The organism is Arthrobacter rhizophilus (assembly GCF_026241105.1).
In the GTDB taxonomy this organism is placed as follows: Bacteria; Actinomycetota; Actinomycetes; order Actinomycetales; family Micrococcaceae; genus Arthrobacter.
This window is the reverse complement of record NZ_JAPFFT010000005.1, coordinates 65,969-90,689: the sequence shown is the minus strand read 5'-3', so window position 1 is coordinate 90,689 and position 24,721 is coordinate 65,969. Positions and strand designations below refer to the sequence as shown.

26 protein-coding genes are annotated in these 24,721 nt (G+C 64.7%); 22 read left to right on the top strand and 4 right to left on the bottom strand.

What is annotated here, in order from left to right:
- The first annotated feature begins 168 nt into the window (after positions 1-168).
- From OOZ51_RS06485 to OOZ51_RS06470, 4 genes are all read left to right on the top strand, one after another.
- Positions 169-510: a YlxR family protein gene (locus tag OOZ51_RS06485; protein ID WP_265978421.1), complete on the top strand. Its 342-nt coding sequence runs from the start codon at positions 169-171 to the stop codon at positions 508-510.
- A 152-nt stretch (positions 511-662) separates the two neighbouring features.
- Complete coding sequence (infB, locus tag OOZ51_RS06480; RefSeq protein WP_265978420.1) at positions 663-3,509, top strand: translation initiation factor IF-2; 2,847 nt, start codon at positions 663-665, stop codon at positions 3,507-3,509.
- A 325-nt stretch (positions 3,510-3,834) separates the two neighbouring features.
- Entirely contained in the window at positions 3,835-4,344 is a 510-nt protein-coding gene (gene rbfA, locus OOZ51_RS06475) for a 30S ribosome-binding factor RbfA (RefSeq protein WP_265978418.1), read from the top strand.
- A 117-nt stretch (positions 4,345-4,461) separates the two neighbouring features.
- Complete coding sequence (locus OOZ51_RS06470) at positions 4,462-4,947, top strand: nucleoside deaminase (RefSeq protein ID WP_265978417.1); 486 nt, start codon at positions 4,462-4,464, stop codon at positions 4,945-4,947.
- 33 nt (positions 4,948-4,980) lie between these two features.
- On the opposite strand, the gene OOZ51_RS06465 is transcribed toward OOZ51_RS06470, so the two are convergent.
- On the bottom strand, positions 4,981-6,135 hold the full coding sequence (locus tag OOZ51_RS06465; protein ID WP_265978416.1) for a pyridoxal phosphate-dependent aminotransferase: 1,155 nt from the start codon (positions 6,133-6,135) through the stop codon (positions 4,981-4,983).
- 84 nt (positions 6,136-6,219) lie between these two features.
- Here OOZ51_RS06465 and truB point away from each other — a divergent pair, with 84 nt between their 5' ends.
- The 9 genes from truB (at position 6,220) to OOZ51_RS06420 (ending at position 15,041) form a co-directional block, all read left to right on the top strand.
- Complete coding sequence (gene truB, locus OOZ51_RS06460; RefSeq protein WP_265978414.1) at positions 6,220-7,140, top strand: tRNA pseudouridine(55) synthase TruB; 921 nt, start codon at positions 6,220-6,222, stop codon at positions 7,138-7,140.
- Between the two features lie 2 nt (positions 7,141-7,142).
- The gene (locus OOZ51_RS06455; protein ID WP_265978413.1) at positions 7,143-7,496 is read left to right on the top strand and encodes a hypothetical protein; all 354 of its coding nucleotides are present in this window, start codon (positions 7,143-7,145) and stop codon (positions 7,494-7,496) included.
- A gap of 2 nt (positions 7,497-7,498) precedes the next feature.
- Positions 7,499-7,948, top strand: a complete 450-nt coding sequence (locus OOZ51_RS06450; RefSeq protein WP_416346353.1) for a hypothetical protein — start codon at positions 7,499-7,501, stop codon at positions 7,946-7,948.
- Between the two features lie 118 nt (positions 7,949-8,066).
- Entirely contained in the window at positions 8,067-9,050 is a 984-nt protein-coding gene (locus OOZ51_RS06445) for a bifunctional riboflavin kinase/FAD synthetase (protein ID WP_265978409.1), read from the top strand.
- A gap of 36 nt (positions 9,051-9,086) precedes the next feature.
- On the top strand, positions 9,087-9,941 hold the full coding sequence (gene kynA / locus OOZ51_RS06440; RefSeq protein WP_265978408.1) for a tryptophan 2,3-dioxygenase: 855 nt from the start codon (positions 9,087-9,089) through the stop codon (positions 9,939-9,941).
- Between the two features lie 188 nt (positions 9,942-10,129).
- On the top strand, positions 10,130-10,399 hold the full coding sequence (gene rpsO, locus OOZ51_RS06435; protein ID WP_028266602.1) for a 30S ribosomal protein S15: 270 nt from the start codon (positions 10,130-10,132) through the stop codon (positions 10,397-10,399).
- 255 nt (positions 10,400-10,654) lie between these two features.
- Positions 10,655-12,907 carry a polyribonucleotide nucleotidyltransferase gene (locus tag OOZ51_RS06430; protein WP_265978402.1) on the top strand — a complete coding sequence of 751 codons (2,253 nt, stop codon included), beginning with the start codon at positions 10,655-10,657 and terminating at the stop codon, positions 12,905-12,907.
- A gap of 154 nt (positions 12,908-13,061) precedes the next feature.
- Positions 13,062-14,405, top strand: a complete 1,344-nt coding sequence (locus tag OOZ51_RS06425) for a M16 family metallopeptidase (protein WP_265978401.1) — start codon at positions 13,062-13,064, stop codon at positions 14,403-14,405.
- A gap of 174 nt (positions 14,406-14,579) precedes the next feature.
- Positions 14,580-15,041, top strand: a complete 462-nt coding sequence (locus OOZ51_RS06420) for a DUF1579 family protein (RefSeq protein ID WP_265978399.1) — start codon at positions 14,580-14,582, stop codon at positions 15,039-15,041.
- A 53-nt stretch (positions 15,042-15,094) separates the two neighbouring features.
- On the opposite strand, the gene OOZ51_RS06415 is transcribed toward OOZ51_RS06420, so the two are convergent.
- The 3 genes from OOZ51_RS06415 to moaA form a co-directional block, all read right to left on the bottom strand.
- Complete coding sequence (locus OOZ51_RS06415) at positions 15,095-15,388, bottom strand: hypothetical protein (protein WP_265978397.1); 294 nt, start codon at positions 15,386-15,388, stop codon at positions 15,095-15,097.
- A 79-nt stretch (positions 15,389-15,467) separates the two neighbouring features.
- On the bottom strand, positions 15,468-15,734 hold the full coding sequence (locus OOZ51_RS06410) for a MoaD/ThiS family protein (protein WP_265978395.1): 267 nt from the start codon (positions 15,732-15,734) through the stop codon (positions 15,468-15,470).
- A gap of 4 nt (positions 15,735-15,738) precedes the next feature.
- A complete protein-coding gene (moaA, locus tag OOZ51_RS06405) occupies positions 15,739-16,869 on the bottom strand; it encodes a GTP 3',8-cyclase MoaA (RefSeq protein ID WP_416346352.1) in 1,131 nt (376 codons plus the stop codon).
- A 173-nt stretch (positions 16,870-17,042) separates the two neighbouring features.
- On the opposite strand from moaA, the gene OOZ51_RS06400 reads away from it, so the two are divergent.
- From OOZ51_RS06400 to OOZ51_RS06360, 9 genes are all read left to right on the top strand, one after another.
- The gene (locus OOZ51_RS06400; protein ID WP_265978393.1) at positions 17,043-17,780 is read left to right on the top strand and encodes a response regulator transcription factor; all 738 of its coding nucleotides are present in this window, start codon (positions 17,043-17,045) and stop codon (positions 17,778-17,780) included.
- The gene (locus tag OOZ51_RS06395) at positions 17,767-19,035 is read left to right on the top strand and encodes a sensor histidine kinase (protein WP_265978390.1); all 1,269 of its coding nucleotides are present in this window, start codon (positions 17,767-17,769) and stop codon (positions 19,033-19,035) included. The genes OOZ51_RS06400 and OOZ51_RS06395 overlap by 14 nt, the downstream gene beginning before the upstream one ends.
- Positions 19,032-20,597, top strand: coding sequence for a molybdopterin-dependent oxidoreductase (locus OOZ51_RS06390; RefSeq protein ID WP_265978388.1), 1,566 nt, complete (start codon positions 19,032-19,034; stop codon positions 20,595-20,597). Before OOZ51_RS06395 ends, OOZ51_RS06390 begins: the two co-directional genes overlap by 4 nt.
- A 45-nt stretch (positions 20,598-20,642) precedes the next feature.
- The gene (locus tag OOZ51_RS06385; protein ID WP_265978387.1) at positions 20,643-21,863 is read left to right on the top strand and encodes a molybdopterin molybdotransferase MoeA; all 1,221 of its coding nucleotides are present in this window, start codon (positions 20,643-20,645) and stop codon (positions 21,861-21,863) included.
- Positions 21,851-22,396: a cyclic pyranopterin monophosphate synthase MoaC gene (gene moaC, locus OOZ51_RS06380; RefSeq protein WP_323054687.1), complete on the top strand. Its 546-nt coding sequence runs from the start codon at positions 21,851-21,853 to the stop codon at positions 22,394-22,396. The genes OOZ51_RS06385 and moaC overlap by 13 nt, the downstream gene beginning before the upstream one ends.
- Positions 22,393-22,893, top strand: a complete 501-nt coding sequence (locus tag OOZ51_RS06375; RefSeq protein WP_265978385.1) for a MogA/MoaB family molybdenum cofactor biosynthesis protein — start codon at positions 22,393-22,395, stop codon at positions 22,891-22,893. The genes moaC and OOZ51_RS06375 overlap by 4 nt, the downstream gene beginning before the upstream one ends.
- A complete protein-coding gene (locus tag OOZ51_RS06370; protein WP_265978384.1) occupies positions 22,883-23,338 on the top strand; it encodes a molybdenum cofactor biosynthesis protein MoaE in 456 nt (151 codons plus the stop codon). The genes OOZ51_RS06375 and OOZ51_RS06370 overlap by 11 nt, the downstream gene beginning before the upstream one ends.
- Positions 23,339-23,412: 74 nt before the next feature.
- Positions 23,413-24,171 carry a 4-hydroxy-tetrahydrodipicolinate reductase gene (gene dapB / locus OOZ51_RS06365; RefSeq protein ID WP_265978383.1) on the top strand — a complete coding sequence of 253 codons (759 nt, stop codon included), beginning with the start codon at positions 23,413-23,415 and terminating at the stop codon, positions 24,169-24,171.
- Between the two features lie 4 nt (positions 24,172-24,175).
- Positions 24,176-24,664, top strand: a complete 489-nt coding sequence (locus OOZ51_RS06360; protein ID WP_265978382.1) for a hypothetical protein — start codon at positions 24,176-24,178, stop codon at positions 24,662-24,664.
- Positions 24,665-24,721 lie beyond the last annotated feature (57 nt).

Sequence of the window (24,721 nt, the reverse complement as noted above, 5' to 3'; positions counted from 1 at the left end):
GGCCTCCGGGGGCTTAGACTGGATGGAACCGGGCCTATGTCCGGTGTCCGTGCGCTTTGGCGTGCTCGTGAATTGTGGAGGCAACAATCTCAACAAGGCGGGAGCGAGCGCCAAGGAAAGCAGAACCGCAAAGGCAGGGAAAGACACTGAGGCAGGTTGATACACCCAGTGGCTGAACTGCTTCACACCAGGCGCGAGCCTGTGCGTACCTGCATCGGATGCCGGAAACAAGGCAGCCGGAGTGAGTTGATCCGGCTCGTCGCCGAAGGCGGCGGGTCACCCGTCGTCCTGGTGGATGAACGACGCCGGATGGCTGGCCGGGGTGCGTGGCTGCACCCCAGCAACACATGCCTGACGCTGGCAACCAAACGGCGTGCTTTCGCAAGGGCCCTCGCGGGCGCAAGCGAAGTCACCGCCGTCGAACGCTACCTGGCGGCAGTCATGCCCCCTGCGGACACCCCCGTGAAAGCAGGAAAACCGTCCAAACCTGAAAGCGGGTCAGAAAACTGATGGAAACCCGATGAGTTCCCAGCGATGAGTGCGCAACGATGACAACTTTGTTGCGCTCAGCACAGGGCCTTTCCGCCGCGTTCGCGGCTGGGGCCCGCAGTAAGAAGTAGACGGTTCGTGCCTGGCTCGGTGCGGACCGAGACAGGAGAAATGTGGCCAAGGTCCGCGTACATGAGCTTGCTAAAGAGCTCGGTATTACTTCCAAAGATGCAGTGACAAAACTGCAGGAACTGGGCGAATTCGTTCGCTCCGCCTCTTCAACCATTGAGGCGCCCGTCGTGAAGAAGCTTCGCGACGCCTACCCGGGTGCCGGCGCTGCAAAGGCCGCTGCCTCGGCAACGGTTTCCGTTGCAACCCCTAAGGCACCCGGTGCCCCTGCTGCACCCGCAGCATCACGCCCGGCTCCGGGCCCTGCAGCGCCCAAGGCTCCGGTTCCCGCCCCCAAGGCTGAGACCCCCGCCCCGGCAGCGCCTGCGGCTCCCGCAGCTACCGCAAGCCCTTTCGCCAAGCCGGGCGCCCGTCCGGCGCCCAAGGCCGAAGCTCCGGCCCCGGCACGTTCCGGTGGCCAGGCTCCGCGCCCCGGCGGTCCCCGTCCGGGCAACAACCCGTTCGCGACTTCGCAGGGCATGCCCCGCGGCCGTGGCGACGGCGAGCGTCCTCCTCGTCCGGGCAACAACCCCTTTGCGCCTTCGCAGGGTATGCCCCGTGCCGGTGGCGGTCGCACTGAAGGCGAACGTCCCGGTGGTCCGCGTCCCGCGGCCGGCGCAGGCGGTCCCCGTCCCGCAGCCGGTTCCGGTGGACCGCGTCCCGGTGCACCGCGCCCGGGTGCTCCCCGTCCGGGCGCACCGCGTCCCGCAGGTGGGCCTGCAGGAAACCGTCCTACTCCAGGCATGATGCCCAACCGTACCGAGCGTCCCGCTCCCGGTGGCGCAGGCCGTCCGGGTGGCGCCGGTCGTCCCGGTGGTGGCCCCGGCCGTCCGGGTGGCGCTCCTGGCGCAGGCACTGGTGGCGGAGCTCCCGCCGGCGGTGGCTTCGGCAAGGGTGGCCGCGGACGTGGCGGCACCCAGGGTGCCTTCGGCAAGGGTGGCGCAGGACGCGGCAAGCAGCGCAAGTCGAAGCGTGCAAAGCGTCAGGAACTGGAGCAGATGAGTGCTCCGTCGCTGGGTGGGGTATCCGTACCCCGCGGCGACGGCAACACCGTGGTCCGGCTCCGTCGTGGCTCGTCCATCACGGACTTTGCCGACAAGATCGAGGCGAACCCCGCCGCGCTGGTCACCGTGCTGTTCCACCTTGGTGAAATGGCAACGGCTACCCAGTCGCTGGACGAAGACACCTTCGGCCTGCTCGGCGCTGAACTCGGCTACAAGGTCCAGGTTGTCTCTCCGGAAGACGAAGAGCGCGAGCTCCTCGACTCCTTCGACATCGACCTCGATGCCGAGCTGGAGGCCGAAGGCGACGACGTCCTCGAACCGCGTCCCCCGGTTGTCACTGTCATGGGTCACGTTGACCACGGTAAGACCCGACTGCTCGATGCCATCCGGAAGACCAACGTGGTTGCAGGCGAACACGGCGGCATCACCCAGCACATCGGTGCCTACCAGATCAGCCACATCCACGAAGGCACTCCGCGCGACATCACCTTCATTGACACCCCCGGCCACGAGGCGTTCACCGCCATGCGTGCCCGTGGTGCCAAGGTCACCGACATCGCCATCCTGGTTGTCGCAGCCGACGACGGCGTCATGCCGCAGACGGTGGAAGCACTCAACCACGCACAGGCGGCCAACGTGCCGATCGTCGTCGCGGTCAACAAGATCGACAAGGAAGGTGCGAACCCGGACAAGGTCAAGGGCCAGCTCACCGAGTACGGTCTGGTTCCCGAAGAATACGGTGGCGACACCATGTTCGTTGAGGTTTCTGCCCGCCAGAACATCAACATCGACGAACTGATCGACGCCGTCCTGCTGACCGCAGACGCCGCCCTGGACCTGCGCGCCAACCCGGACAAGGACGCTCGAGGCATTGCCATCGAAGCGAACCTGGACAAGGGCCGCGGTTCCGTGGCCACTGTCCTGGTCCAGTCCGGTACCCTGGCCGTCGGTGACACGATCGTGGCCGGTACGGCCCACGGCCGCGTCCGTGCCATGTTCGATGAAGACGGCAACGCCCTCGACATCGCGCTTCCGTCCCGTCCGGTCCAGGTCCTGGGTCTGTCCAACGTACCGCGTGCAGGTGACACCTTCCTGGTGACCTCCGACGAGCGTACGGCCCGCCAGATCGCTGAAAAGCGTGAAGCAGCCGACCGCAACGCGGCACTGGCCAAGCGTCGCAAGCGCATCAGCCTGGAAGACTTCGACCAGGCAGTTGCCGCGGGCAAGATCGACACCCTCAACCTCATCCTCAAGGGTGACGTTTCCGGTGCCGTTGAAGCCCTCGAAGACGCACTGCTCAAGATCGACGTCGGCGACGAAGACGTTCAACTGCGCGTCATCCACCGCGGTGTGGGTGCCATCACGCAGAACGACGTCAACCTCGCCACGGTGGACAACGCCATCATCATCGGCTTCAACGTCAAGCCCGCCGAGCGCGTGGCCGACCTTGCCGATCGTGAAGGCGTTGACATGCGCTTCTACTCCGTCATCTACTCGGCAATCGATGACATCGAGCTGGCCCTCAAGGGCATGCTCAAGCCGGAGTACGAGGAAGTCCAGCTCGGTACCGCCGAGGTCCGCGAAGTCTTCCGTTCTTCCAAGTTCGGAAACATCGCCGGTTCCATCGTCCGCTCGGGCATCATCCGCCGTAACACGAAGGCACGCGTCAGCCGCGATGGCAAGGTCATCGGCGACAACCTCACCGTTGAGACGCTCAAGCGCTTCAAGGACGACGCCACCGAGGTCCGCACGGACTTCGAGTGTGGTATCGGTCTTGGCTCGTACAACGACATCAACGAAGGTGACATCATCGAGACCTTCGAGATGCGCGAGAAGCCGCGCGTCTAAGTTGTCCTAGCGGGGAGCCTCCGAGTTGTGGGGGCCATCCGGCCCGTTCCGCCGATATGGGGGCCCCGCCCCTACGCTGGGCGGCAAAGGATCTGCGATCCTCTGCCGCCCAGCTTCGGCAGCGGTGTCAGCCTTCCCAACGCTCGCAAGCTCGCATTGGGACCCTCGGCTGCCACCTTAGCCACTCCCGGGCCCCCATATCGGCTCCACGGGCCTCAGTGGGAAGCTCGCGGTCCGCTTCGTGTCTTTTTCGGCGCGTCGCGCATACAGAACTTAAGTACGCAAGTCGCCACCGCGCCGTCGTACGCAAATTTTAGGAGTAGAAATGGCTGATCCGGCACGCGCTGCCAAGTTGGCGCAGCGGATTAAGGTTGTTGTTGCTGAGGCACTGGGCCGGCGGATCAAGGATCCTCGGGTTGAGGGCATCACCATCACGGATGCCCGCGTCACCAACGATCTTCAGCACGCCACCGTGTATTACACCGTTTTCGGTGACGAGGCTGCTCATTCTGATGCTGTGAGGGCGTTGGAGAAGGCCAAGGGTGTTCTGCGTCAGGAAGTGGGCCGCAACATTACCGTGCGCCTGACTCCTACCCTGGAGTTCGTTGCTGACCTTATCCCGGTCAACGCGTCGAACCTCGAGCAGCTGCTGCGTACCGCCAAGGAACGCGACGCCGAGGTGGCCGCGCTGGCCGCGGGCGCCAAGCACGCAGGCGATGCAGATCCGTATAAGAGTGATGCCCCGCAGGATGCGGACATCGACGAAGACGATTTTGACGAAGAAGACATCGACCTCCGCGCCGATGAAGACATCGACGAAGACGGCGGCAAGTAGTCCACCGACTTCCTCAGCGGGGCCGGATCCGGCAGTCCTGGCGACTACCGGTCCGGTCCTGTTTGTTTAACCATGAAAAGTCGGGTCAAAGGGCCGGGCCATGGCTAAGATCGGAGCATGGCGGCGCACGATGCAGCTCAGAGTCCCGAGAACTACCTTGAATACGCCCTGCGGCTCGCAGTGCAAAACGTGGCCGACGGCGGCGGGCCTTTCGGCGCCGTCGTGGTCACCCCGGACGGACGGCTCCATGACGGCGTCAACCGGGTCGCCCGCGACAACGACCCCACAGCGCACGCCGAAGTGGTCGCGATCCGGCGGGCGGCGTCGGAACTTGGAAGCTTCGATCTCAGCGGCTCCGTGCTCTATTCAAGCTGCGAACCGTGCCCTTTGTGCCTCTCGGCGGCCTTATGGGGCCGGGTAAGCCGGGTCTACTTTGCCGCGGACCGGCACGGGGCCGCGGCCGCCGGCTTCGACGACGCGGTGTTCTACGAGTACTTCAACGGCATCCGGCCGGAACTGCTGCCCGTCCACCACGCGGAGGTTCAGGCGTCGGACGCTCCTTTCGATGCATGGCGCGGGCACAAGAACCGGACCAAATACTGAGCCGAACTTCGCCAACTGCCAAGCCGCCGGGCCTCAAGACCGCGTTGGGAGCCGTCTGACGCCATCGAGCAACTGCTGTTGATCGCCGCACAGCGCGATCCTGATCCACCCCTCGCCGATGGAACCGAACGCGGTACCCGGCGCCACGGCCACTCCGAACTCCGCGAGGAACGCGCGCACCCAGGCGCGGACGTCGCCACCGCTCACATGCGAGACGTCGGCCCATAGGTAGAAAGCTCCTTGGGCGCCCAGGAAGGGAATGCCCTTCTCCGCCAGCACTGCTGATGCGGCATCCCGGTTGGAGCGGTAGTGCTCCCTGGCGGTGTCCACATAGTCCTGGGGGCCGGTCAGTGCCGCGACGGCGGCGTACTGGGAAGGCGAAGCCACGCAGGAAACGATTGCCTCCATGACGTTGTTCATCTTCCGCTCCAGGCCCGGCGGGCAAATGAGCGCTCCAATCCGCAGTCCCGTCAGTCCGTAGGTTTTGGACAAGGTCAGGGAGGTGAAGACCCGCGCTTCGCCGGGAACAGTGCTGTCGAAGCGGGCCGGACTCGTGTGCGGAACATCGAACGTGAAGGCTTCGTAGCATTCATCCGAAATGATCCAGAGATCGTGTTTGACAGCCAGTTCCACCAGTTGACGGGTGACTTCCGCGCCGATCACCGCGCCCAAGGGATTGGACGGCGAATTCAGGACCAACACCTTGGTCCGGGGTGTGATCAGTGCCTCGATGTCCTCGATGCGCGGCTGGAACTCGTGCTCCGGGTAGAGCGGGTACTGCACCGGGACGGCGTTCAGCAGGTGGCCGGTCATGGCAAAGGTGGGATAGCCAGGATTCGGAATCAGGATCTCGTCACCGGGGGAGAGGAGCAGGCTCATGGCGAAGTGAAGGCCCTGTTGGGCCCCGTCCACGACGTACACACGCTCCGTGCCGACGTCCACCTTGTTGTGGGCGCGGAATCGGTCGGCAAAGGCTTCCCGCAGGGCCGGGATCCCGGCATTGGGGGTGTAGTTGGTCTCGTCCCTGTCCAGGCAAGCGATTCCCGCGTCCAGGATGTGACGGGGCAGCGCAAAGCCGGGCTCGCCAATGCTGAGGACAATCGCCCCGGGAGATGCCCAAGCGGCCTCGGTGATCTCGCGGATCTGGTTCACGGGGACTTCGCGGACGTGCGCGGCAAGCTCTGGCATGGGAGCCATCTTAGCCGCGGCGCCGTACCGTTCCGGGACGCTGCCCCGCAGGATGCATGCCCTGGCGCGGATATACTGGGAGGCGTGCTTTCTGGACTGGTAATCGTTGACAAGCCGCAAGGATGGACCAGCCACGATGTGGTTGGACGGATGCGGCGGCTGGCCGGTACCCGGAAAGTAGGCCACGCAGGAACCTTGGACCCCATGGCCACCGGTGTCCTGGTGCTGGGGATCAACAAGGCAACACGACTGTTGACCTACATCGTGGGTACTTCCAAGACGTACTCCGCCACCATCCGGCTCGGCGAATCCACCATCACCGACGACGCCGAAGGCGATATCACCGAAAGCCGCAGTGCCGCCGGGGTCACCGGGGAGGCCATCCGTTCCGGCGTCGCCCGGCTCACCGGGGATATCCAGCAGGTTCCCAGCAGTGTCAGCGCCATCAAGGTCAACGGCGAACGGTCCTACGCCCGTGTCCGTTCGGGTGAAGAGGTCAAGCTAGCTGCCCGCCCCGTGACCATCCACCGTTTCGAGATCCATGCCATCCGCAGGATCGACGACGGCAGGGTAGTGGACGTCGATGTCACCGTTGAGTGCTCCTCCGGTACGTACATCCGCGCGCTGGCACGCGACCTTGGCGGGGCCCTCGGCGTCGGCGGACACCTCACAGCGCTGCGCCGCACCCAAGTGGGGCCGTACTCCCTTGACCAGGCCCGCACACTCGAACAGCTCGCCGAGGAACTCGAAGTCCTCGAAATGTCTGCCGCTGCCCGCGCGCTCATGCCGAACCGGGAGCTGAGCGACGCCGAAACCATCGAAATTTCCTTTGGCCGCAGAATCGCCGCCGGGCCAAATGCGGGCACGGCGGAGGCTGCCACCGCCGAGAACCCCGCTGCCGCGTTCTCCCCGTCTGGAGAACTGGTGGCGTTGCTGGCCGACACGGGGAGTTTCGCCAAGCCTGTGCTGGTGTTCGCACCGGACAACGAAAAGCAGGCACACTAGCCATGGACGGATACTTTTACGCTGTCCTCGTCGTCGGGCTGCTGTCCACGATCATCTGCGTCGTGGCGGGCCTGATGAAAAAGGCCCCCAACGACATTACGATTCTGTCCGTGGCCGCCGTCGAACTCGTCCTGCTGGTCTATCTTGTGGGATCGATCATCCGCGTGGCGATGGGTGAAAAGATTGCGGGGGAGCCCTGGGAGTTCTGGGGATACATCATCACCGCGCTCATGCTTCCCATCGTGGCAGTGTATTGGTCCATCCTGGAGCGGACCCGTTGGAGTAATTTCGTCATGGGCGCCGTGGGCGTCACCGCATTGGTCATGGCGGCCCGCATGAACCAGATCTGGTACTGACATTGGAAGAAGCACACGAAGTGACTGTTGAGACCACCCAGAAGAAGAACCGGGACACCCGCAACACCGGTCCCGGGAGGCTGCTGATTGCGGTCTATGCGGTTTTCGCGATCTCGGCGACGGCCCGTGCCGGATACCAGATCCTGACAAAGTTCTCGGATGCGCCCCTGGCCCACATCCTCTCGGCTTTCGCGGCTGTGGTGTACCTGGTGGCCACGGTCTCCCTCGCCAAACCGGGCCGCACCTGGTTCAAGGTGTCCTTGGCGGCGGTCCTCGTGGAAATGCTCGGCGTGATCGTGGTTGGAGCCATCAGCCTTTTCGATCCGGTGGCTTTCCCGCACGACACCGTCTGGTCCTTGTTCGGCCGCGGATACGGCTTCGTCCCGCTGATCCTGCCGGTCCTTGGCTTGCTCTGGCTCTACCGGCGACGCCCGGCACGGCTTCCGGAGTAGGAACGGCGGGCCTCGGCTCCCTGGCAGGAGAGCTCGGGACAGCAGGTAACCTTAGAGAATTCCGGCGCCGGACCAGGCCGCCGGGCATAGTGAATACCAGCAGTAAAAGGCGAGGTTGATGGTCCACATCTGGAACGATCCCACCGAGGTCCCCGAGGATTTCGGTCCCAGCGTCGTTACCATCGGGAACTTTGACGGCGTCCATCGTGGACACCAGCAAGTGCTGGCGCAGCTCCTGCGCACCGCGGAGCAGCACGGCGCGCGGTCCGTCGTCGTGACTTTCGATCCGCACCCGGCCCTGGTCCACCGGCCCGATTCGGCACCGGAGCTCATCATGGGGCTGCAGGACAAGCTCGATGCCTTGGCCGACGCGGGCGTGGATGCCGTGCTCGTCATGAAATACAACCTCGCTCTGGCAGGAATGACTCCCGAGGAATTCGTCGGCACCGTCCTGCTTGACGGGCTCCACGCAGCGCACGTCGTAGTGGGCCACGATCTCCGTTTCGGCGCAGGCAATTCCGGCGACGTCGGCACCATGCAGGAATTGGGCAGGGACCTGGGATTCGGCGTCCACGTAGTCAACGAATTTGGCGCGGAGGGGTTTCCAGTCCACGACGACGGCGGCACGGACCGCCGCTGTTCCTCCACCTGGGTGCGGGAAGCCCTTGCCGAGGGCGACGTCGAGACCGCGGCCGCGGTACTTGGCCGGCCGCACCGCATGCGGGGCGAAGTGGTCCACGGCGCCGCTCGCGGACGAGCCCTTGGCTTTCCCACGGCAAACCTTGACCATGGAGCCACCGGCTACGTGCCCGCGGATGGAATCTACGCGGGCTGGCTGATCGACGGGCCCGGAAATCGCTGGCCCGCCGCGATTTCCGTGGGTTCCAACCCCACCTTCGACGGTGTGAGCCGCCAGGTGGAAGCCCACGTCATCGACCGCCCGGAAGAGGCCGTGGAGGACTTCAACCTCTATGGACAGACCGTCGTGGTGGAATTTGCTGCGCGGCTGCGGGGCATGGTGGCATACCGTGGACCTGAGGCGCTTGTTGATCAGATGCGGCTTGACGTCATCCAGGCCCACGATCTTTTGCTGAACAAGTAGGCCCATGCGTTAGCAGGGATTCGGAGGGCATGTAGCGTGAGCGTTGAGAAGAACACCCGGCCACTCGACGAAGGCATCGTCAAGGATTTCAGCTCACGCATGAGCTACGGCTCCTACCTGCAGCTTCCCCTGCTGCTCAGCGCGCAGCAACCTGTCAGCCAGCCGGAGCACCATGACGAACTCTTGTTCATCATCCAGCACCAGACCACGGAGCTTTGGCTGAAACTGGTCCTCCACGAGCTCCGCAGCGCTGCGACGTGGCTGCGCCAGGACGATCTTGGCGCCGCGCTCAAGGGCATCGCAAGGGTCAAGCACATCCAGAAGACCCTCACCGAGCAATGGTCGGTGCTGGCCACCCTGACCCCCACGGAATACTCGCAGTTCCGCGGCTTCCTGGGGAACGCCTCCGGCTTCCAGTCGAGCCAGTACCGTGCCGTCGAGTTCATCCTTGGCAATAAGAACGCCAAGATTCTGCCGGTGTTCGATTCGGATCCGGAATCGCGGGCAATGCTGGAGGAACTCCTGCACGCGCCCAGTATCTACGACGAATTCCTGGCCTACCTTCACCGCCATGGCTACGACGTTCCGGCGTCCGTCCTGGACCGGGACGTCTCCCAGGCACACCAGTTCGCCCCTGAGCTCTTGCCGCTCTTCAAGCACATCTATGAACATGCCGCAGACAACTGGGCGGCCTACGAGGCCTGCGAAGAACTGGTGGACCTTGAGGACAACTTCCAACTGTGGCGCTTCAGGCATTTGCGCACTGTCCAGCGGACCATCGGCATGAAGACCGGAACCGGAGGTTCAAGCGGAGTTTCATTCCTCCAGAAGGCACTTGACCTGACGTTCTTCCCCGAGCTGTTTGCCGTCCGAACTGAGATCGGGCAGTGACCGGAACCCGTCTTTGAGGAGGGTCACACGGCAGCTTTCGACAAGATTGCCAGGCTGCCGGTAAACTGAGGGATGGATCCGGCTGCAGTCCGTGGCGGCTGGACCTGTTTTGTGTGCGGTCATTGGCACATCACAACCCGGCAGCGAGGCGCTGAATCGGGACGCACGGCACAACTCTAGGAGTTCACGTGGCACTTGAAGCCGCTGTTAAGCAGTCCATCATCGAGGCATACGCAACGTCCAAGGGCGACACTGGTTCGCCGGAGGTCCAGATTGCAGTCCTGACTCAGCGGATCAAGGATCTGACTGAGCACATGAAGGAGCACAAGCACGACTTCCACACCCAGCGCGGTCTGCTGGCTATGGTTGGTCGTCGCAAGCGCATGCTGGGCTACCTCAAGAAGACTGACATTGCCCGCTACCGTGCGCTCATCGAGCGCCTCGGCCTGCGCCGCTAGTTTGACTTCGGGCGGCCCGATCCTCCGCGGACCGGGCCGCCTTTTCTCCATAACTAAATCCAACACTTAACAGGAGTTCAACCGCATCGCGCATTCGCGGTCCTCGGTAGTGATCTCCGGGAACAGCCTTCTGCGATGAAGGCGTAGCCCGTGGGTCTCGATCGATGACCGGGTGTCGTACAGGCCAGGAACAGACGCTGGCCTGGGTCGATGCGGACGAACTTCCGCTAAACCAAGAAACGGAGGTGACTCTCAATGGAGGGTCCCGAAATCCAGTTCTCAGAAGCCAACATCGACAACGGCCGCTTCGGCAAGCGTGTTATCCGCTTCGAAACCGGCCGCCTTGCCAAGCAGGCAGCCGGCGCAGCGATGGTCTACATCGACGAAGACACCGCCCTGCTGTCCGCAACCACCGCGGGCAAGTCCCCGCGTGAAGGCTTCGACTTCTTCCCGCTGACCGTCGACGTCGAAGAACGCATGTACGCCGCCGGCCGCATCCCGGGCTCGTTCTTCCGCCGTGAAGGCCGCCCGTCCACCGAAGCCATCCTGGCCTGCCGCCTCATGGACCGCCCCCTGCGCCCCGCTTTCGTCAAGGGCCTGCGCAACGAGGTCCAGATCGTGGTCACCGTCCTGGCGATCAACCCGGACGAGCTCTACGACGTCGTGGCCATCAACGCCTCGTCCATGTCCACCCAGCTCTCCGGCCTCCCGTTCTCCGGCCCGATCGGCGGCGTCCGCGTTGCCCTCGTCGCCGACGAGCAGGGTTCGCAGTGGGTTGCGTTCCCGAAGCACTCCCAGCTCGAAAACGCCGTCTTCAACATGGTTGTCGCCGGGCGCATTGCCGGTGACGACGTCGCCATCATGATGGTTGAAGCCGAAGCCACGGACAACTCATGGAACCTCATCAAGGAACAGGGCGCTACAGCTCCCACTGAAGAAGTTGTTTCCGAGGGTCTCGAAGCTGCCAAGCCGTTCATCAAGGCCCTGTGCGAGGCCCAGGCCGACCTGGCCGCCCGCGCTGCCAAGCCCACGGTTGAGTTCCCGATCTTCCTGGACTACCAGGACGACGTCTACGCCGCTGTCGAAGCCGCTGCCGCCGAAAAGCTTGCTGCTGTCTTCCAGATCGCCGACAAGCAGGACCGCGACAACGCCTCCGACGAGCTCAAGGACGAAGTTCTTGGCGCCCTCGGCGGCCAGTTCGAAGGCCGTGAGAAGGAGCTCTCCGCAGCCTTCCGCTCCCTGACCAAGCAGGTTGTGCGCCAGCGCATCCTCAAGGACCAGATCCGCATCGACGGCCGTGGACTGACGGACATCCGCCAGCTGACTGCCGAGGTAGAGGTCCTGCCCCGCGTTCACGGTTCCGCTATCTTCGAACGCGGCGAAACCCAGATCATGGGTGTCACCACGCTGAACATGCTCAAGATGGAACAGCAGATCGACTCGCTGTCTCCCGTCACGCGCAAGCGCTACATGCACAACTACAACTTCCCGCCGTACTCCACGGGCGAGACCGGCCGCGTCGGCTCCCCGAAGCGCCGCGAAATCGGTCATGGCGCCCTTGCAGAGCGCGCCATCATGCCGGTGCTGCCGTCACGCGAGGAATTCCCGTACGCCATCCGCCAGGTGTCTGAGGCCCTCAGCTCCAACGGTTCGACGTCGATGGGTTCCGTTTGTGCCTCTACGCTGTCCTTGCTCAACGCAGGTGTGCCGCTGAAGGCCGCTGTTGCCGGTATCGCCATGGGCTTGGTTTCCGACCAGGTTGACGGCCAGACCCGCTACGCAGCCCTGACCGACATCCTCGGCGCCGAAGACGCTTTCGGCGACATGGACTTCAAGGTTGCCGGTACCTCCGAGTTCGTCACGGCTATCCAGCTGGACACCAAGCTTGACGGCATCCCGGCATCGGTCCTGGCAGCAGCCCTGAAGCAGGCACGTGAAGCCCGCCTGCACATCCTGGATGTCATCAACGCCGCCATCGACACCCCGGACGAGCTCTCCGAGTTCGCACCGCGCGTCATCGCCGTCAACATCCCCATTGACAAGATCGGTGAGGTCATCGGCCCCAAGGGCAAGATGATCAACCAGATCCAGGAAGACACCGGCGCCGACATCTCCATCGAGGACGACGGCACTGTCTACATCGGCGCCACCAACGGTCCGGCTGCCGAAGCAGCCCGCGCCGCGATCAACGCCATTGCCAACCCGCAGATCCCGGAAATCGGTGAGCGTTACCTGGGCACGGTCGTCAAGACCACCACCTTTGGCGCGTTCGTTTCCCTGACCCCGGGCAAGGACGGTCTGCTGCACATCTCCGAGCTGCGCAAGCTGGCCAGCGGCAAGCGCGTGGACAACGTCGACGACGTCGTCTCCGTGGGCCAGAAGATCCAGGTCGAGATCACCAAGATCGATGACCGCGGCAAGCTCTCCCTCTCCCCGGTTGTGGCCGAGGAAGAAGGCGCCGTCTCTGAGGAAGCTCCCGCCGAAGAGGCTGAAGTATCCGCAGAGTAGCCTGAACCGGCACTGCACGCGGCAGGACCGGTGGACATGTCCACCGGTCCTGCCCGGTTTAACAACGAATTCCCGCCCCAAGGGCGATGTGCCCGCTGGTACGATTGCAGCCAGATTTGGCACCCGTGATTTCCCGCAGAACTGAAAGGTCTTGATGACTGTCGTACCCCTCCCTCTGGTGCAGACCGTGCCCGGCGGCGAACTGATCCATGGTGCCGAAGGCGGCTCCGTTGTCCGGCGTTCGGTGCTACCGGGGGGTGTTCGCGTGCTCACCGAGGCCATGCCCGGGCAGCGCTCGGCAACCATCGGATTCTGGGTGGGGGTCGGTTCCCGCGACGAGGCAGAGGGCCAGCACGGCTCCACCCACTTCCTGGAACATCTCTTGTTCAAGGGGACCAGACGGCGTACGGCCCTCGAGATCGCGTCTGCTTTTGACGAGGTGGGCGGTGAATCGAACGCGGCCACAGCCAAGGAAAGCACTTGCTACTTTGCGCGGGTGCTGGATACCGACCTGCCCATGGCCATCGACGTCATCGCCGACATGATTACCGGCGCGGTGCTGGATCCGGCGGAACTCGAGCAGGAACGCGACGTCATCCTTGAAGAAATCGCCATGGACAGCGATGACCCCACCGATGTGGCCCACGAGAAATTCGTGGCCGCGGTACTCGGCATTCACCCGCTGGGGCGCCCGATCGGCGGCACCCCGGCTGCCATCAAGGCCGTGTCGCGCGATTCCGTGTGGGAGCACTACCGCCGCTACTACCGGCCTGACGAAATCGTCATCACCGCCGCCGGCGGATTGGATCACGACGTCGTTTGCCGGCTGGTGCTCGATGCCTTGCGGACAGCCGGCTGGGAGCTGAAAGACGGCGCGGCCCCGGTCGATCGCCGTTCCACCGCACGTGCGGATATCACCGGTACGTCCGGGCTCCATGTGGTCAAGCGCCCCGTGGAGCAGGCCAATATCATCATGGGCTGCCCCTCGATCGTTGCCACCGATGACCGCCGCTTTGTCATGAGCGTCCTGAACGCAGTCTTGGGTGGCGGGATGTCCTCGCGGCTCTTCCAGGAGATCCGCGAAAAACGCGGCCTCGTATATTCCACCTACTCCTTTGCCTCCGCCTACGCGGACGCAGGCTACTTCGGCATGTACGCCGGCTGCACGCCGTCGAAGGTCAAACAGGTTCTGGAACTTCTGGGGGCTGAACTGGACAAACTTGCTGCTGACGGGATCGCGGACGAGGAATTGCGCAAGGCCGTAGGCCAATTGTGCGGCGGAATCGTCCTGGCCTTGGAGGACACCGGTTCCCGGATGTCCCGCCTGGGCCGCGCCGAACTAGTCTCCGGCGAATTCCAGGACATTGACGAAACGCTTCGCCGGATCAAAGCCGTCACCGCCGAGCAAGTGCAGGAGCTCGCCGTCGTGCTCGCCGCTGCCCCACGCACGGTGACGGTCGTCGGGCCCTTCGACGAGACCGAGACTTTCGGCCTCTAGGCACACGCCCCTCCCTAGGGACATGCCCTCCGTTGGAGCCAAGGTGCGGACATGATCCTGATATGTCCATTCCTGGCTTGGAACAGGGGGCATGTCCCATGGGGAAGGCTGGACGAGCCTGCTCGATCGGGAACATGATGGTGACGTATCCATCGTCGATGCGCAGGAGTCGCCATGAACGAGCCATTTAAGAGTCATGCAAACACTGCGCTGGAGACGTTCCTGGGGCATTGGCGGGGGAGCACCGAGCTTTCCGCTTCTCCGTGGGGCCCGGCCCGGACCGCCGACGCAGAGGTCACCTTCTCACGCGCGGCCGGAGGATACGCCCTGGTGCAGAGCTACCGGCACGTCGAGCCTGACGGTACGCACTTCGAAGGGCACGGTGTGTTCACGGTTGACCCGGACCACGGAGACACCCTGTGGTACTACGTGGACAGCATGGGCCGGCCGCCGGAAGCACCGGCCCGTGGCCACTGGCAGGACGGCACGCTGAGGCTTGAGCGGCGTAGCCCTCGCGGGACCGCGAGACACACCTTCAAAGTAGATGGCGGGGTACTGACGCACATGGCCGAACTCCGGCTCGGCGATGCCGCGACCTTCAGCCCGTTCATGATCTCGGTCTGCAGGCGGGTCTAAGGCCGACGTCCGGGGAGTGCAGTCCAACAAGTACAGTCCAGCAGATACAACAGTCAGAGCGTCTTGGCCTCCACAGATTCCACGATCCGGGTGTCCGGCGCGCCGTCGAGCGAGGCCGGCCTTCCAGAGCCGCTCCACACCCGTGTCCGCAAGGTGTTCAGCATTGATTCAGCTTGCTCCCGCTCGGCGAAATCAAGCTCAATCAGGACGCGCTGCGAATCGTCGACGGGCCTGAAGACCCTGTAGGAAACAACGCCGGAGCCAGCACGATCTGCCGGGTCAGAGTCGAATGACTGCTTCCATGCGGCGAAGTCGTTCACAGCGTGTTCGATCTGGAGTGTGTACATGGCTGTCCTTTGCCGTTGCGCGGATAGGCACAGCGTAGGCTCCTCGGGCGCGGAGAACCACCCCTCGGCCTGCGTCGGCTCAGCCCCCGGCAAACGGCGGAAGGACGTCGACGACGTCGTCCGCACCGAGGACGGCCGAACGGTCGCGAACCGCCACCTCATTGCGCAGGAAGCTGCTGCGGGAAATAATCCGGGCCAGCGTGGGCGTGCCTGCCGGAGGTTCCGGACGTTCGACGGCGAGCAGGGCGGCGATGAGGCCGTCCAGGGCTGTTCCTTCCGGAAGATCGTGGTGTTCCTCTTCGACGCCTGCGGCGGCGCGTGCGGCAGCGAAATAACGTACGAGCACAGTTTCAGCCTCCGATGGCGCTCATGCTGCGGTCCGGCTGGACAAAGCCCGGTGCGCCGAGGCCGGTGTGGTCCATGCCGTGCGCCTTGGGTTTGAGCCACATGGCGTCCTGCCAGCGTTGGGCGAGTTCGTCGTCGCTGGCCCCTTGCCGGAGCAAGCCGAGGAGATCGAATTCCTCGCGGGAGAACAGGCAGCTCATGATCTTGCCTTCGGCGGTGATCCTTGTGCGCCGGCAATCGGAACAGAACGGCTCAGTGACCGAGGCGATAATACCGACGGTGCCTAGAACAGCTCCGTTGGCTTCCGCGGAAGCCGGGTCCCGGCGTCGTACTTCGAACCGTTCGGCCGGTGCGCCGTCGCGTTCGCGAGGGTCCGGGCTGAGCACGAAGTCCCGCGAGAGCAATTCGCGGATCTCCGCTGCGGTGATCATGTTCCGCAGGGTCCAACCGTGATCGGCGTCCAGGGGCATTTGCTCGATGAAGCGCAGCTCATAGCGGCGGTCCAAAGCCCAGGCCAGGAGGTCCGGGGATTCGGCGTCGTTGATTCCCCGCATGAGGACGGCGTTGATCTTGACCGGTCCGAGGCCCGCGGCCCAGGCGGCGTCGACGCCGGCAAGCACCTTGGCGAGGAAGGGTCGCCGGGTCAGCTTGGTGAATGTCTCTTCATGCAGGGAGTCGAGGGAGACGTTGATGCGTGTGAGCCCGGCTTCCTTGAGCGCGGCCGCCTTCTTGTCCAGGCCGACGCCGTTGGTCGTCATGGAGATCGGCAGATCGGCGTGTGCCTTCCGGAGGGCGGAGATGATGTCCACGAGGTCGGCACGCACCAAGGGCTCGCCGCCGGTGAGACGCAGTTCGCGCACCCCGAGTTGTTCGACGCCGATCCGCACTATCCGGACAATCTCGGCGGCGGTCATGACCGCTTGCTTGGACAACCATTCGAGCCCTTCGGCGGGCATGCAATACGTGCACCGGAGGTTGCATTTGTCGGTCAGGGACAGCCGCATGTCAGTAGCCCGGCGTCCGTAGCGGTCGAACAGGCCCACAGGGGTTCCGGCAGGGCGCGGCGGGGGCGCGGACATGTTGCTCCCTGTCCCATCGCCCGTAGCGGGCGACGGCATGCCTAGCTGAACACTCATGGATTCAGGCTACGCCAGGCAGGGCTCAAGAGTGATATCGCCCACTGGTCACGTTCGTCGGCCGCTCGCGGTGGAGGGCAGCGCAAAGCGTGAGTTCTTACGGAATACGTACGGTTGGCCCACGGGCGGCCGGATCAGGCACCGCGGGCACTTTGCGAATCTATGCTGAAGGTGTGAATACGCAGCCCGCCCTGCACGCTGCCGAACCTGGCAACCGCCGCATCCTCTTGGTCGAAGACGAACAGACCATCGCCGACGTCGTCCGGGACTATCTGGTCCAGGCAGGCTTCCAGGTCGATCTCGCGGGCGACGGCTTCACAGCCCTGAGCCTCGCAGCTGCCAGGCGGCCTGATCTAGTCATCCTGGACCGCATGCTGCCTGGACTCGACGGGGTGGAAGTGTGCCGCAGGTTGCGGCTGGCCATGAGCGTTCCCATCATCATGGTCACCGCCCTCGGCACGGAGGACGACCGCATCCTGGGGCTGGAAACCGGAGCGGACGACTACGTCACTAAGCCCTTCTCGCCGCGCGAACTGGTTCTCCGGGTGAAATCCGTGTTGCGCCGCAGCATCAAGGAATTCAGCCCGGAACCTCCCGTGGAACTTGCCGGCTTCGAATTGGATCCGGCCTCGCGCACGGTGCTCCATGATGGAAAGCCACTGACGTTGACAGTGCGCGAATTCGATTTGTTGGCTTTCCTGCTCCGCCGGCCCAACCAGGTATTCAGCCGTGAGGACCTCATCAAGGCGGTGTGGGGCTGGGACTTCGGGGATCTGTCCACCGTGACGGTACATGTCCGCCGCTTGCGCGAAAAGATCGAGGACAACCCCACAACCCCGGTTCTTCTCAAGACTGTCTGGGGAGTCGGTTACCGCTTCGACGCTAAGGATGGTGGACATGCAGGCATCTGAAATGTTCACGATCCTGTCCTGGATGCTCCTTTGGGCTGTCTCCATCGGCGCCTTGACCCTTGCCCTACTGCGTTTCCTGCGCGGTGCCTCGATCCTGGTGCAGATATGCCTCGTGGTGGTGGCCACCGTTGGCGTTCTTGTGGCCGGCATGGTGAGCGCGTTCAACGCCATGTTCATTTCGGCCCGGGACCTCGAAGTCATGTGGTACATCCTGGCGGTGGCCTCAGCCGTAGCAATTGCCATCTCCCTGGTCCTCGGCGCCGGAGTGTCCCGCAACGTCATCCGGCTCGTGGCCGCCACGCGCCGCCTCGGCAGCGGCGAAGCCCTCGACGGCTCCGTCCTGCCACCATCGGCATCGCGGCGAACCGCGCCGGCCATGAACTCCGAGCTGGCCCAGCTCGCCCAGGAACTCGAAGCGAGCAGCCTCAAACTGGAGGAATCCCGGAAACGGGAAGCCGCCGTCGAGACCGCCCGCCGCGAACTGGTCTCCTGGATCTCGCACGACCTCCGGACTCCCTTGGCGAGCATGCGGGCCATGGCCGAAGCACTGGAAGACGGCATGGTGGCCGACGTTCCCGCCTACTACCGCAAGATCATCGGGCAGACGGACCAGATGGCGGTGATGGTCAACGACCTCCTTGAACTGTCCAAAATCCAGGCGGGAACGCTCCGTCTGAGCGCGGAAGCCCTGGACCTCTACGATCTCGTGAGCGACGCCATCGCCGATCTTGCCCCGCTTGCCGCGCAGCGCGGCATCCAACTCGACGGAGGTGGCGAGCGGGAGTGCATGGCCGTCGCGGACGGGCCCAGCCTGGGAAGGGCCGTCCGCAACGTGCTGCTGAACGCGATTATCTACAGCCGGCCCGACGGCGGCGTCCGGGTAAGCGTCGGACGCGAAGGCGGCGACGCCGTCGTCGACGTCGCGGACAGTTGCGGGGGCATCGATGACGAAGATCTCGCACACGTTTTTGAAACCGGATGGCAAAAGAACCGCTCCAGGAGCCCAGGAATGCGGTTCGAAGCAGGACAACCGCGCTACAGCGGAGCCGGTGTGGGGCTCAGCATGGTGGCAGGCATCGTCAAGGCCCATGGCGGCAGCGTCACGGTAGCGAATACCGGGGAGGGGTGCCGATTCACTCTGCGCCTTCCCTCAGGCGCACAAGCAGCAGCATCGGACACCGGCGCATACCCGATAGAAGCAGCTCCCGCTGACACAACTCCTTTAGCGGGCACCAAACAGGCAGGCAACACATGAGCAGTACCGCTCCGAAGGCAGAGAAACGCAGTACCAGGACGGCGGCACGTTGGGCTGCGGCGTGCGGCGTGGTGGCCATCGGTCTCGGGGTGGCAGCCGGAGAGCTGCTGGCCGGGTTCCTGAGTCCGACCGTCTCACCCGTCACAGCACTTGGCGGCGTGGTGATCGACGCCGTACCGGGTTGGGCCAAGGAACTGGCCGTCAGCCTTTTCGGCACCGCGGACAAAATCGCCCTGATCGTCAGCATCGCGCTGGTGACGTTGGTCCTTGCTGCGCTCGCCGGCTTCCTGGAGTACCGGCGAAAGGGAGCGGGGCTCGTGCTCGCGTTGCTCGCCGGAGCCGCCGGATTGGCTGCCGTTTTGACCCGCGCCCAGGCGGCACCCACCGCAGCCATCGCGCCGGTCGTAGCCACGATGGTCACCATGCTGTTCCTCCGCCTCCTGACCCAACGGCTCGAAACCTGGCGCCCCGGACCGGAGGCCAGCGACATGCCATTGGCCCGCCGGAGCTTCGTGCAATTGTTGGGCGGAACGGCAATAGCAGCCGTGGTCGCGGGAATCGTGACGACCGTGGCGCGCAGGGCAGGAACCGTGGTTTCCGATTTCCGCCGCGGGGTTGTCCTGCCAGCGCCGGCGACGCCGGCCCAGAAGGTCCCCGACGGCGCAGCACTCACCTTGGCGGGACTGCAACCGCTTGTCACGCCGAACCCCGACTTCTACCGGATCGACACCGCCCTGATTCCCCCGGCCGTGAATCCACCGGAGTGGATCCTCAAGGTGACGGGCTTGGTGGAGCGCGAAGTCCAAGTGGATTTCGCCACCCTGTTGAGCAAACCGATGATCGAGCGCCACGTGACCATCGCCTGTGTATCCAACGAGGTCGGCGGAGACCTGATCGGGAATGCCCTCTGGCTGGGCTGGCCCGTCCGCGAGCTCCTGGCCATGGCCGGGCCCAAGCCCGGTGCGGACATGGTGCTGTCCCGTAGCACCGACGGCTGGACTGCCGGTACTCCCCTCGAAGCGCTCACCGACAATCGGGACGCCATCCTCGCCGTCGGAATGAATGGTGAACCCTTGCCGCTGGAACACGGCTTCCCCGTCCGGATGATCGTGCCGGGCCTTTATGGATATGTCTCGGCTACCAAATGGCTGACGGAGCTGAAAGTCACCCGCTTCGCGGACGACCAGGGCTACTGGACGCCGCGCGGCTGGAGCGACCATGGACCCATCAAGACGCAATCCCGGATCGGTGTGCCGCGGGATGGCCGCTCGGTCAAGGCCGGAATGGTCCAGTTCGGCGGGGTCGCATGGGCGCAACACCGCGGTGTCGCCAAGGTGGAGGTACGGGTCGACCGGGGCAATTGGCAGGAAGCCAAGCTCGCCCCGGGAATCTCCACGGACACGTGGTACCAGTGGCAGCTAGGCCTTGAATTGGGTGTTGGAGGCCATGAGGTCCAGGTCCGTGCCACGGATGCTACCGGCACACCCCAGCCCGAAGCCCGCACTCCCGTGGCTCCGGACGGGGCCACGGGATTCCACACCATCCGGATCACCGTCAACTGACACTAGGCTGTGTAGGTCTGAGCGAAAACAATCGGGAGGAACACCGTGGCCAGATCCGTCGCAGCCCACCGCGAAGCGGTCAAGGAGCTTCTGTCTGGCCTTGCGCGCCAAGGAAGCACCGAAGAGTTGCCCTTGATGGCCGCGCTCGGCCGCGTCCTCGCCGACGATGTCCTGGCGCCGCTCAGCCTGCCGCCGTTCGCCAACTCCCAGATGGACGGATTTGCCGTTCGCTCGGCGGACCTCGCACCTCACTCAGGGAGCGACGTCGGAGCGGAGCTGACAGTCGTGGATCCAGTACCGGCGGGCGCGTTCCCGGCGCGGCTGGTGCCCGGCACCGCGGCCCCCATCATGACCGGCGCTATGATGCCCGAGGGTGCAGACGCCGTCGTGCCCATCGAACAGGCTGTGCCTGATGTCTTCCCCGCGCCCGGGGTGGCAGCAACCGTCCGCCTTCCGACAACCGAGCCGGGAACGTTCGTCCGCGACGCCGGGAGCGACATCACCGAGGGGACCGTTGCCTTGCGGGCCGGAACTGTCCTTGGGCCCGGGCAGTTGGGGCTGCTCGCGGCCTTGGGAATGACCGCCGTCGAGGCCCGCACCCCGGTACGAGTGCTCCTCGTGACTACGGGCGATGAAGTCGTGGAACCCGGCACGTCCCTGCCGGAGGGCAAGATCTACGATTCCAACGGAACCCTGCTGGAAGCCGCCATGGTGCAATCCGGTCTCCGGGTTACGCGGACGGGAATCAGCGGTGACGATCCTGCTGCCCTGAAAGACCTCCTGCACACCCACCTCGGAGCAATCGACCTCATCGTGACCACCGGGGGAGTCAGCAAGGGCGCCTACGAAGTGGTGAGGCAGGCCATGGATGGCCAAACGGTCGAATTCGTGTCCGTGGCCATGCAACCCGGCGGCCCCCAAGGGATCGGAACGTTCGACGGCGTGCCCCTCCTCGGATTTCCCGGCAACCCGGTGAGCTGCATCGTGTCCTTCGAAATGTTCCTTCGCCCCGCGCTCGCCGCGGTCGTGGGAATCCCGGCATTGCGGCCGAGCCTGCAGGCGCGCCTTACTGAGTCGCTTACCTCTCCCGCGGGAAAGCACCAGGTGCGCCGCGGAACCCTGCTTCCGGGTGGAACAGTCCGGCTGGAGGGCGGCGTCGGTTCCCATCTCGTCCATGCGCTGGCCAACTCGAACGCGCTGGTCCAGGTTCCGGCGGACGTAACGGAACTCGACGCCGGGGCGGAAGTGGAAGTATGGATGTTGTGAATGACACTTCAGACCCCGCCGGCATGGTTGGCGGCCTTACGCATCTGCGCCAGGACGGAACGGCCCAAATGGTCGATGTCTCCGAGAAAGCCGTGACCACGCGCGAGGCTACCGGCACCGCAACCGTCCACAGCACCTCCGAGGTCCTTGCCCTGCTCGGCGCCGGCGAGCTTCCCAAAGGGGACGCCCTGGCCGTGGCGCGCGTTGCCGGGATCATGGCGGCCAAGAAGACCTCCGAACTCATTCCGCTGTGCCACCCGCTGCCGATTTCCAAGGTCACCGTGGACTTCGAACTCGGTCCGGACACAGTGGTGGTGCTGGCGACGGTCAAGACCAGGGGCGTCACCGGGGTGGAGATGGAAGCATTGACTGCGGCATCCGTGGCCGCGCTCAGCGTCTACGACATGATCAAAGCAGTGGACAAGCACGCCGTGATCAGCGGAATCCAGGTGCTCGCCAAGAGCGGCGGAAAGAGCGGTGACTGGGTCCTTCCAACCTCGTCCGGCTCGCCCAGCGAGGGGTCACGCGCATGAGCGCCTGTGAACCCCAGCGCGGCCCGCGGAAGGCCGGCGTCGTCATTGCCTCCACCCGGGCCGCGGCAGGAATCTATGAGGACAAGAGCGGTCCCGTGATCCTGGACTGGCTGGCCGAACACGGCTACGAGACGTTCCCCGTCATGGTGGTGCCGGACGGCGAGCCAGTCGGTGCGGCAATCCGTGCGCTCCTGACCCAGGAACCCGCCGTCGTGATTACCAGCGGAGGCACGGGCCTCAGCCCCGACGACCGTACTCCCGAAGTCACGCTGCCGCTGTTGGATCGCGAAATACCCGGCCTCATGGAAGGCATCCGCCGCGCAGGGGCCGCCAAGACCCCTATGGCCATGCTGAGCCGGGGGCATGCGGGCACTGCAGGCAAGACGTTCATCGTGAACCTGCCGGGTTCGCCGAAGGGCGTGATGGACGGGCTTGCCGTCCTTGATCCCGTGATCGCCCACCTGTGCGATCAGTTGGAGGGAAACCATGACCACTGAAACCGACTTCGAAGTAATCAGCGCGATCCTCAGCGCTGAAGCGATCTCCGTGGATCAAGCCATCGCAGCAGTGGAATCCGACACGGCGGGAGCGGTGGTGAGCTTCAGCGGCGTGGTCCGCAACCACGACGGCGGCAAGCCCGTGGACAGGCTCAGCTACAGCGCCCATCCCACCGCCCACCAAGTCATGGCCGACGTCGTGGCGCAGCTCGTGGCGGAGCACTCGGGAGAGGCTGCCCAGCCTGTCCGCATTTGGGCGGCCCACCGGATCGGCATGCTGGAGATCGGTGAGCCTGCGCTCGTTTGTGCCGTTGCCGCTGCCCACCGTGGACAGGCCTTCGCCGTGTGCTCGGAGCTTGTGGACAGGATCAAGGCGCAGGTGCCCATCTGGAAGGAACAGTTCTTCAGCGACGGGACGGTGGAATGGGTCGGGGCGGACGAGTAGCCGGCGGCGCAGGGGAGTAGCTGGGGGTTGTCACCGGGCGATCCCGGCGCGCTCCGCCCGGTAGGGTTAAGGGCATGACCGAACAACTTGCTGTTGCCGTGCTGGGCGCCCACGGGCGCATGGGTATCGAAGCCGTCAAGGCGGTGGAGGCAGCCGCAGACATGAAGCTCGTCGCGGCACTCGGACGCGGCGATTCCCTTGATGTAATGCTCGACGCCGGTGCCAAGTATGTTGTGGACCTGACTGTTCCGGACAGCACCGAAGCTAACGTCCGTTTCGCCGTCGAGCACGGTATGCACGCTGTTGTCGGCACCACCGGCTGGGACGCCGCGCGGCTTGACGCCTTGCGCGAGTTGCTTGCAGTGAACCCCGGCTCAGGGGTCCTGATCGCACCTAACTTCGCCCTCGGTTCCGTCCTCGCCTCGGCGTTCGCGGCCAAAGCCTCCAAATATTTTGAATCGGTCGAGATCGTCGAGCTTCACCACCCGAACAAGGTGGACGCGCCTTCGGGCACGGCCGTCCGTACGGCGCAGCTCATCGCGGCCACCCGCGAAGAAGCCGGCGTCCCGGTCAGCCCGGACGCTACGGCCACCGCCCTCGACGGTGCGCGCGGTTGCGACGTAGACGGGGTCCGCGTCCACAGCGTCCGCCTGCGCGGGCTCGTGGCGCATCAGGAAGTGCTACTCGGTGGTCCGGGGGAGCAACTGACCATCCGCCACGATTCCTTCGACCGGGCTTCCTTCATGCCCGGCGTGCTGCTGGGACTGCGCAACGTTGCGGCCCACCCCGGGCTGACAGTCGGCCTGGACTGCTACCTGGACTTGGGGCTGTAGGCGCATGGGTTCGCTCTGGAACGCATTCAAGAAGAACCGCACCAAGATCTGGGTGGGCGCTGTCACGCTGCTGCTGGTTCTCTACCTGGTGGTCACCTTCCAGCGTTCGATCCTGCTGCTCAGCGACCAGAACCTGGTAGCCAAGGGAATCGGCGCGGCCTACCTGGTGCTCCCCATCATCGGAGCCTGGGCGTTGGTCCGCGAACTGCTCTTTGGCGCCCGCACCGAGAAAATGGCCAAGGTGCTCGAAGCCGAGGGCGGCCTGCCTGTGGACAACCTGCCGCGTACGCCTGGTGGGCGCATCGTCCGCGCCGCCGCGGACGCAGAGTTCGAGAAGTACCGCGTGGAGGCCGAGGCTGCGCCCGAGGACTGGCGCTCCTGGTTCCGTCTTAGCTGCGCCTACGATGCCGCCGGCGACCGCAAGCGTGCCAGGGAATCCATGCGCGACGCCGTGCGCCTCTTCCGTGCGCAGCCCACCGCGGCCGAGCAGTAGCCGCGGTCGGTCCGAACGGAAGAATCTTGTATTCGAATATATGTTCGAATACCATGG

Excerpts from the sequence above, each read along its gene's own strand:
- rbfA (WP_265978418.1), top strand. The coding sequence starts at position 3,835 with ATGGCTGATCCGGCACGCGCTGCCAAGTTGGCGCAGCGGATTAAGGTT.
- OOZ51_RS06470 (WP_265978417.1), top strand. The coding sequence starts at position 4,462 with ATGGCGGCGCACGATGCAGCTCAGAGTCCCGAGAACTACCTTGAATAC.
- OOZ51_RS06465 (WP_265978416.1), bottom strand. The coding sequence starts at position 6,135 with ATGCCAGAGCTTGCCGCGCACGTCCGCGAAGTCCCCGTGAACCAGATC.
- OOZ51_RS06455 (WP_265978413.1), top strand. The coding sequence starts at position 7,143 with ATGGACGGATACTTTTACGCTGTCCTCGTCGTCGGGCTGCTGTCCACG.
- OOZ51_RS06445 (WP_265978409.1), top strand. The coding sequence starts at position 8,067 with ATGGTCCACATCTGGAACGATCCCACCGAGGTCCCCGAGGATTTCGGT.
- OOZ51_RS06430 (WP_265978402.1), top strand. The coding sequence starts at position 10,655 with ATGGAGGGTCCCGAAATCCAGTTCTCAGAAGCCAACATCGACAACGGC.
- OOZ51_RS06425 (WP_265978401.1), top strand. The coding sequence starts at position 13,062 with ATGACTGTCGTACCCCTCCCTCTGGTGCAGACCGTGCCCGGCGGCGAA.
- OOZ51_RS06420 (WP_265978399.1), top strand. The coding sequence starts at position 14,580 with ATGAACGAGCCATTTAAGAGTCATGCAAACACTGCGCTGGAGACGTTC.
- OOZ51_RS06415 (WP_265978397.1), bottom strand. The coding sequence starts at position 15,388 with ATGTACACACTCCAGATCGAACACGCTGTGAACGACTTCGCCGCATGG.
- moaA (WP_416346352.1), bottom strand. The coding sequence starts at position 16,869 with ATGAGTGTTCAGCTAGGCATGCCGTCGCCCGCTACGGGCGATGGGACA.
- OOZ51_RS06395 (WP_265978390.1), top strand. The coding sequence starts at position 17,767 with ATGCAGGCATCTGAAATGTTCACGATCCTGTCCTGGATGCTCCTTTGG.
- OOZ51_RS06390 (WP_265978388.1), top strand. The coding sequence starts at position 19,032 with ATGAGCAGTACCGCTCCGAAGGCAGAGAAACGCAGTACCAGGACGGCG.
- moaC (WP_323054687.1), top strand. The coding sequence starts at position 21,851 with ATGGATGTTGTGAATGACACTTCAGACCCCGCCGGCATGGTTGGCGGC.
- OOZ51_RS06375 (WP_265978385.1), top strand. The coding sequence starts at position 22,393 with ATGAGCGCCTGTGAACCCCAGCGCGGCCCGCGGAAGGCCGGCGTCGTC.
- OOZ51_RS06370 (WP_265978384.1), top strand. The coding sequence starts at position 22,883 with ATGACCACTGAAACCGACTTCGAAGTAATCAGCGCGATCCTCAGCGCT.
- dapB (WP_265978383.1), top strand. The coding sequence starts at position 23,413 with ATGACCGAACAACTTGCTGTTGCCGTGCTGGGCGCCCACGGGCGCATG.
- OOZ51_RS06360 (WP_265978382.1), top strand. The coding sequence starts at position 24,176 with ATGGGTTCGCTCTGGAACGCATTCAAGAAGAACCGCACCAAGATCTGG.